The 6,960-nt window shown below is 72.7% G+C and carries 6 protein-coding genes and 1 pseudogene; 4 read left to right on the forward strand and 3 right to left on the reverse strand.

Annotated elements, in window-relative coordinates; translation table 11 throughout:
- Positions 1–65 precede the first annotated feature (65 nt).
- The 3 genes from BLW04_RS18500 (at position 66) to BLW04_RS18510 (ending at position 2,897) form a co-directional block, all read left to right on the forward strand.
- Positions 66–1,043, forward strand: a complete 978-nt coding sequence (locus BLW04_RS18500; RefSeq protein ID WP_254781775.1) for a molybdopterin-dependent oxidoreductase — start codon at positions 66–68, stop codon at positions 1,041–1,043.
- A complete protein-coding gene (locus BLW04_RS18505) occupies positions 1,027–1,668 on the forward strand; it encodes a cytochrome b/b6 domain-containing protein (RefSeq protein WP_091544703.1) in 642 nt (213 codons plus the stop codon). The genes BLW04_RS18500 and BLW04_RS18505 overlap by 17 nt, the downstream gene beginning before the upstream one ends.
- A gap of 500 nt (positions 1,669–2,168) precedes the next feature.
- Positions 2,169–2,897: a reverse transcriptase family protein gene (locus tag BLW04_RS18510; protein ID WP_175484135.1), complete on the forward strand. Its 729-nt coding sequence runs from the start codon at positions 2,169–2,171 to the stop codon at positions 2,895–2,897.
- 84 nt (positions 2,898–2,981) lie between these two features.
- On the opposite strand, the gene BLW04_RS26910 is transcribed toward BLW04_RS18510, so the two are convergent.
- Positions 2,982–4,442 (reverse strand): lytic murein transglycosylase, encoded by a 1,461-nt coding sequence (locus BLW04_RS26910; RefSeq protein WP_175484136.1) that lies wholly within the window; start codon positions 4,440–4,442, stop codon positions 2,982–2,984.
- Positions 4,443–5,213: 771 nt separating this feature from the next.
- Positions 5,214–5,843: a hypothetical protein gene (locus tag BLW04_RS26915; protein WP_091544710.1), complete on the reverse strand. Its 630-nt coding sequence runs from the start codon at positions 5,841–5,843 to the stop codon at positions 5,214–5,216.
- 17 nt (positions 5,844–5,860) lie between these two features.
- Here BLW04_RS26915 and BLW04_RS18535 point away from each other — a divergent pair.
- Positions 5,861–6,698: pseudogene (locus BLW04_RS18535) on the forward strand (transposase); the annotation flags it as partial.
- 6 nt (positions 6,699–6,704) lie between these two features.
- On the opposite strand, the gene BLW04_RS26920 reads toward BLW04_RS18535, so the two are convergent.
- Positions 6,705–6,960 (reverse strand): transposase family protein (locus BLW04_RS26920; RefSeq protein WP_175484138.1); only part of this gene is annotated, 256 nt, incomplete at its 5' end.

Below are 6,960 nucleotides of genomic sequence, written 5' to 3' on the forward strand. Positions count from 1 at the left end.
GCTCGACCTGCTGTACAAGCCCAGCCCGTGCTTCTTGGCAACCCTCATACGACGGTGCGCCGCAGATGACCCGGACCTGGGTCGACTCCGATCTGGCGCAGATGTACACCGGCGGCCCCTACGCCTGGTACGGCGGCCGCGACCAGACCCGGCTGATCGTGACCATCGAGGGCCGAGAAGATCAGCTCGCCGCAGGGCTGACGCGGTCGGCGGGTCCCTGCGACGCAGGGTCGCGCGTGCTCTCCACGGCGTTCTTCGCCGAACTGGAACACCGCTTCCTCGAAACCCGACCCCGACGCGCCTACCGTGGTGTCATGCCCGCCGACACGCCCGACCGCCCGGAAGGCGCTCCCGTTGGCCGGCGCATCGTGCTGGGGCTGCTCGGGCTCGGGGCGCTCGGCATCGTGACCGGGACGGCGTTGCAGGACGGGCTCGGCACGGTCCTGGGCCCGGTCGAGCTCCGCGACCCCACCGGCCTGGCCGGCTTGATCCCGTCCGGGGACACTTTCCGCTACTACTCGGTGACCGGCGGCGTGGACGAGCCCGGCCCGCGCGACTACCAGCTCGCCGTGAGCGGGCTGGTGGAGCGACCCGGCCAGCACACGCTGGCCGACCTGCAGGCGATGCCGCAGACCAGCCTGGTGCGCGACTTCCAGTGCGTGACCGGGTGGCGGGTGCCCGAGGTGCCCTGGGTCGGCGTCCAGCTCGCGCACCTGCTGGATCTGGCCGGCCCGACCCGGGACGCGGACGCCGTCCGGCTGACGTCGTTCGACGGCGCCTACACCGAGAGCCTGACGCTGGAGCAGGCCCGCCGACCGGACGTACTGGTGGCGCTGCAGATGCTGGGTGCGCCGGTGACCCACGATCACGGCGGGCCGGTGCGGCTCTACGTGGCGCCGATGTACGGCTACAAGAGCCTCAAGTGGCTGTCCGGGATCGAGCTCACCCAGCAGGTCGTGCCCGGCTACTGGGAGGAGCAGGGCTACGAGGTCGACGGCTGGGTCGGCGCCTCGAACGGGCGCAGTGATGACCCGACCAGCTGAGCCGGCCCCGCTGGAGGCGGAGCTTGCGCGGTTCAGCCGTCCGGTGCGCTGGGTGCACGGGCTGACCGGCGTCCTCATGCTCGTGTGCATCGCCACCGCGGCGGTGCTCTACAACGGCTCGCTGCAGGTGCTGGTCGGGCACCGCCCGGTGGTCGAGCAGGTGCACGTCTGGAGCGGCTACGCGCTCCCGGTGCCGCTGCTCGCCGGCCTGGTGTCGGGCAGCTACCGCGGCGACCTGCGCCGGCTCAACCGCTTCACGCCGCACGACTGGCGGTGGCTGCGGTCGCGCTCGCGCCGCGACGGGCTCATCCCGGTCGGCAAGTTCAACGCCGGCCAGAAGCTCAACGGTGCGCTGAGCACCGGGGCCATCGCCGTCCTGCTGCTCACCGGGGTGGTCATGTACAACACCGGGCTGACCAGCGACGCGTGGCGCACCGGCGCCACCTTGATGCACGACTGGTTCTCCCTCGCCGTGGGCCTGCTCGTCGTTGGGCATGTCAGCTTCGCGCTGCGCGACCCGATCGCGATGCGCAGCCTGCGGACCGGCACCGTGTCGCGGCGCTGGGCCCGGCACGAGCACGACGCCTGGGCCGACGAGGTGGAGGGAATCCCGCCGGGCCGCTGACCTGCCCCTACGGTGGGGGCGTGCACGACGGGGAGGGCAGGACAACCGGTGTGAGCCGGTTCCTCCGGGGCAACCCCGGGGCGTCCAGTGATAGCTGAACATCTCGTCACCCGCCGGCCGGCGCGCTCCGCGCACGCAGCGGCGGATCCCTCAGTTCTTCCTGCGCACCACGCAGGGGTGGGAGCGCGGGCACGCCGCCGACGTTCCGCCGCAGGTGGTGCGCTGGCAACCGGTGGCCACGGCCGGCGTCCGGCGCCGCAGGGACCGCGCCGACCTGCCCGACCTCGCGGCCCTGGCCCGCCTGTTGAGCGTCGACCAGGGCGAGCTGGCCTGGTTCGCCGACGCCCGCGGGCTGGAGCGCACCGCCGGGAAGGCGCTGCGGCACTACCGGTGGACGGCGGTGGAGCGCCGCGGCGGCGTCCGGCTGCTGGCCGCGCCCAAGCCCCGGCTGAAAGAGGCCCAGCGGCGCTTGCTGCGGCACGTGCTCGAACCCCCTGCCGGTGCACGACGCGGCGCACGGGTGCGTGCCCGGCCGGTCGGTGCGGACTGCGGTGACCCCGCACGCCGGGTCGACCGTCGTCCTGCAGATGGACCTGGAGTCCTTCTTCGCCAGCATTCCGGCCGGTCGCGTGCACGGGTGGCTTCAGGGCACGGCCGGGCTTCCGGAGCCGGTGGCACACACGGTCACCGGGCTGGTGACCACTGTGCTGCCGCTCGCCGTGTGGCGGCGGGTCCCGGTGCCGCGGGAGCACGCGGCCCGGGAGCGGCACCGCCGGCTCGGAGAGCGGCTCGCCGTTCCGCACCTCCCGCAGGGTGCACCGACGTCCCCGGCGCTGGCCAACCTGGTCTGCTTCCGCCTGGACCGCCGGCTGGCCGGCCTGGCCGCGGCGTTCGGGGCGACCTACACCCGCTACGTCGACGACCTCACCTTCAGCGGGAACCCGACGCTGCGCGGCGGGCGGCTGGCGGAGGTGGTCACCCAGGTGGTGACCGACGAGGGGTTCCGGGCCAACCCGGCCAAGACCCGCACCACTGCTGCGGCCCGCCGGCAGGCCGTGCTGGGCACGGTGGTCAACGCCGGGCCCAAGCTGCCGCGGCCGGAGCGGGACGCCCTGCGCGCGCTGCTGCACCACTGCGCTGTCCACGGGTGCGGACGCAGGTCCGCGACCGCGATCCCGCGAGCTTCCGCGACCACGTGCTGGGCCGGGTGGCGTGGGCGTCGGCGGTGAACCCGGAGTTCGGCGTCCGGCTGCGGGTGATGGCCGGGCGGATCGACTGGGCCGGCGCGGGCGATGCGCCGGGCGCGTGACCGGTCAGGGGGTGGGGGTCGGCGTGCCCGCGTCGGTTGGGGCGCCGTCGCACGGCAGGCCGGTGAAGTGCCGAAGCGCCTCGAGCAGGACGTCGCCGTCCGTCGTGCCGAGGACGACGGTGACGTGCGGACCGGTGCCGCGGCGCAGCAGGTCGACCGCGTCGAGGGCCTTGGCCAGCACCTTCGCCCGGGCCCGCTCGGTGCCGGCGTACTCGATGCCGGACGTGGTGGCCTCGGTCGTGTCGGTGACCGTGCCGACGGTGAGCCCGCCGTCCGCCAGGTGCTGCGCCACCTCGTCGGCCACCGCGTGGTCCGCCGTGCCGTTCACGACGTCCACGGTCAGAGCGTCGACCGGCTCGGACTCGCTGCCGCAGGAGGTGGGGGCAGGAGTCGGTGACGGCTCAGGAGTCGGGGTCGGCTCAGGGGTCGGGGTCGGGGTCGGGGTCGGGGTCGGCGTCGGGTCAGGAGTCGGCGTCGGCGTCGGCGTCGGCGTCGGCTCAGGGGTGAGGGCCGGGGTCGGAGTCGGCGTCGGCGTCTGGTCGGGAGTCGACGTCTGGTCAGGAGTCGACGTCGGCTCAGGGCTCAGCTCGGGAGCCTGCTCGGCAATCGGGGTCGGCGTCGCCACCGGCGTGGGAAGGCGCGGCGGCGGCGTCCCGGCGTATGTGGCGGCGAGGCCGAGGACGGTCGCCACGTAGCTGTCCGAGTGGTTGTACGCGAACACAGCGCGCGCCTGACCCGCCTCGGAGGACGGGTCGCCGCCGGCGACGCACAGGTACTCCGCCGTCGCCGCAGCCGCGTCGTAGATGTTGAACGGGTCGCTGAGCCCGTCGCCGTTGCCGTCCTCGCCGTAGAGCGCCCAGGTCGACGGGATGAACTGCATCGGGCCCACGGCGCGGTCGTGGACCGCATCCCGGTCGAACGTCCCGCCATCGGTGTCCAGGATCAGCGCGGTGCCGGACCCGTCCAGCGGAACGCCGATGACCGGTGGCGTCGACAGGCCGTCGGTGTGCAGGACCGCTCCGCCGAAGCGTCCGTGGTTGGACTCCACCCGCCCGATGGCGGCGATCAACGGCCAGCCGATGCCGCAGTCGGTCGGGCCGGCAGCCGCCCGGGTGTAGGCGTCGAGCGCGGTCGACGGGATGCCACCGGCCGCGAGTGTGGAGGCCACGCCTGCCTGGGCCGATGGACCCGCGATCGCCCGGACGGCGGAGGCCTCGGGCATCGGCTGGGTGGGCAGGACGGCGGCCGGCGGGTCAGCCGGCGTGCCGTGCGACGTCCCGCTCGAGGCCGCGAACAGGATGGCGGGTGAGGGTGCCGCGAGGGGCCGGGCAGCCGAGCCGCTGGGCACGGCGCTCGCCGCCGGCAGGAAGGCGAGCAGCGCAGCGGTGGTCCCGGCCGCCAGGACGGCGACGAGGGTCCGACCGGGGGTGCTGCCAGCCGACCGGCTCAGGTGACGGCCCCGCACGCGCCGGCCCCGCGAATGAGCCGGTGCATGCGGCATCGGGCGTCCCCTCGTGACCGGCCAGCTGCTCCCACTCGTTCGCGTGGGTGCGTGGCGATCGCTCGGGACCGCCAGCCACGAGAACCGTAGGCCGGGAGGTCCGAGAGCGCCATGGCTGACCGGGGAACGTCACTCCCCAGTTCATGGGGGCTGCGGACACGAGGGGGCAGCTGCCAATCTCCCCAGCAGGCGCCGCGGCGCTCTCCTCCACGTTGCCGCAGGGTCGAGCCGTCTCGAAACGACTCAGGCCGCCCTCCCGATGGGAGAACGGCCCGGTCAAGAGGGTGGAGCTGAGGGGACTCGAACCCCTGACCCCCACACTGCCAGTGTCCTTCTCGGGGGTTTCAGGCCTCGGTCAGGACCTCGAAAGTCAGCCATACCTGCTGCCTGACCTGCCCGTACGAGCTGTTGAGCAACGCCTGTTGTCGATGGCCACGAACGGGGGTTTGCGGACTTTTGCGGACTGCGAAGCCTTGCTAAGCATCCGGCCGGCGAGGCGCGCCCGTGACCCGGAGACCCCGGGCTGTCGCGGACACCGGTGCTTTGCCCGATGGGCACGAGGGCTCGATGTGGATGAGGTCAGACGCGAGGACCGCTCGTCGGGGACAGTGCTCCTCCCCCCACGGGCCGCGCCCCCTTTCGGCCCTACACCGGCACCGGCGGCCACCCGTCCATTAGCCGCCCGCCTTTCCTCCCCGGTCAGTACAGCCGGCGAGCGCGAGCGCCAGGTTGGCTTCAGGCCCCGGACGCCTCATCGGCGGACGCGGCTGGAGCTGTTCCTGGGTCGGACTGGCCGCCTCCGAGCAGGAACAAGCAGCGCTCACCCAGCGGCGTGATGGCCCAGGCGGCAGGGCCAACGGCACCCGGGAAGTTGATGTGGCCAGCATCGCGGAGCAGACCTTGCCCGGCGAGGACCGCGACCAGACCGTCCGCTATGCCGGCGAAGCGCGGCAGGACCCGTTCCACGTGCTCCACCTGCCAGCCGTACAGATAGGCGTAGATCATCACCTCGACCTGCTCCACGGGGGGCTTGGCGTGGATCCGCAGGTGCTTCAGCAAAACAACGTGGGGCTCCTCAAGGAGGTCGAGCGCAGCCGCTAAGACGAGCGCCTCGCCGACGTCCCCCTCGACCTGCAGCCCGTCGACGAGGACTCGCGCCAGCGCGGGGATCTCCTCCCTCAGCGTCGACCTCGCTGCAGCCTCCAGGATTCGGTTGAGCAGCTTCAGTCGGGCGTCGTAGTCCGAACTGCGCTCATCGAGGATGCTGAGGCCCGGAGGATGTCCCGGGTCTCGTAGAACTTGAGGTGGCGGTCCCCCGCCCGGTCCTGCCGTGAGGTGGGAGTTGGGCGTCCGCCAAGACACCATCGAGACAGGGGACCGCTGTGAAGAAGCTTAGCCAGAAGCCGACGACTGGAACGTCGGACGGGCCGGGTGTGGCCGTGCCCGAGCGGGTGAGCGTGGCGATGGCCGAGATCGCCGAGTCGATGCAGGAAGGCCTGCTCGCTCTGGCGGTGGGTGCCGGGCTGCAGGTAATGGGCGCGTTGATAGAGGCCGACGTCGCCGCGCTGGCCGGCCCGAAGGGCGTCCACGACCCCGAGCGGGTGGCCGTCCGGCACGGCCGGGAGCGCGGGTCGGTGTCTGTGGGTGGTCGCCGGGTGCCGGTCGACCGGCCCTGGGTCCGAGCGGTCGACGGCTCGGGTGAGCTGCCGGTGGCCTCCTACGACCTGTTCTCCGCTACCGAGGTGATGGGCCGGATGGCGGTGGAGCGGATGCTGGCCGGGTTGTCGACCCGCCGCTACCCCGTCGGGCTGGAACCGGTCGGTGAACAGGTCACCGCCACCGCGACGGCGACGTCGAAGTCGGCGGTGTCGCGGCGGTTCGTGTCCCTGACCGAGACTGCGCTGGCCGAGCTGCTCGCCGCGGACTTGTCCGCCCTCGACCTGGTCGCGTCGATGATCGACGGGGTGCACTTCGGGGAGACCTGCTGCATCGTGGCACTCGGGGTCGACATGACCGGCACCAAGCACCCGCTGGCGCTGGTCGCGGGTTCGACGGAGAACGCCACTCTGGTCACCGAGCTGCTGACCGGGCTTCGCGCGGGGCCTGGATGTGACCCGGCCGATGCTGGTCGGGCTGGACAGGTCCAAGGCGCTGGGCAAGGCAGTCGTGGACGTACTCGACCATCCGGTGATCCAACGCTGCCAGCTCCACAGAGCCCGTAAAGAATCAAGTTGTCGGCGTGTCCGCTGGGGCGTATCCGGCGGGAAGGGAGTTCAGGACGGCGGCCGCGGTGGAGAGGCGGGTAGCGGCGGGCGCGGCGGTGTAGCCGTGCTGGGCGAGGACCGGGCCGACTTCGCGGACGACGTCTCCGACGGTGCGTCGGCTGACGTCGAAGAGTTCGGCGAGGGTTGCGTGGGTGCCGAGGCCGCGCTGGTAGAGCACGGTGGCCAGCACCCGCTCGGCGTGATTTTCTGGGTGAAGA

It is taken from the genome of Modestobacter sp. DSM 44400, from assembly GCF_900107175.1.
GTDB lineage: Bacteria > Actinomycetota > Actinomycetes > Mycobacteriales > Geodermatophilaceae > Modestobacter.

Excerpts from the sequence above, each read along its gene's own strand:
- BLW04_RS18500 (WP_254781775.1), top strand. The coding sequence starts at position 66 with ATGACCCGGACCTGGGTCGACTCCGATCTGGCGCAGATGTACACCGGC.
- BLW04_RS18505 (WP_091544703.1), top strand. The coding sequence starts at position 1,027 with ATGACCCGACCAGCTGAGCCGGCCCCGCTGGAGGCGGAGCTTGCGCGG.
- BLW04_RS26915 (WP_091544710.1), bottom strand. The coding sequence starts at position 5,843 with ATGGTGTCTTGGCGGACGCCCAACTCCCACCTCACGGCAGGACCGGGC.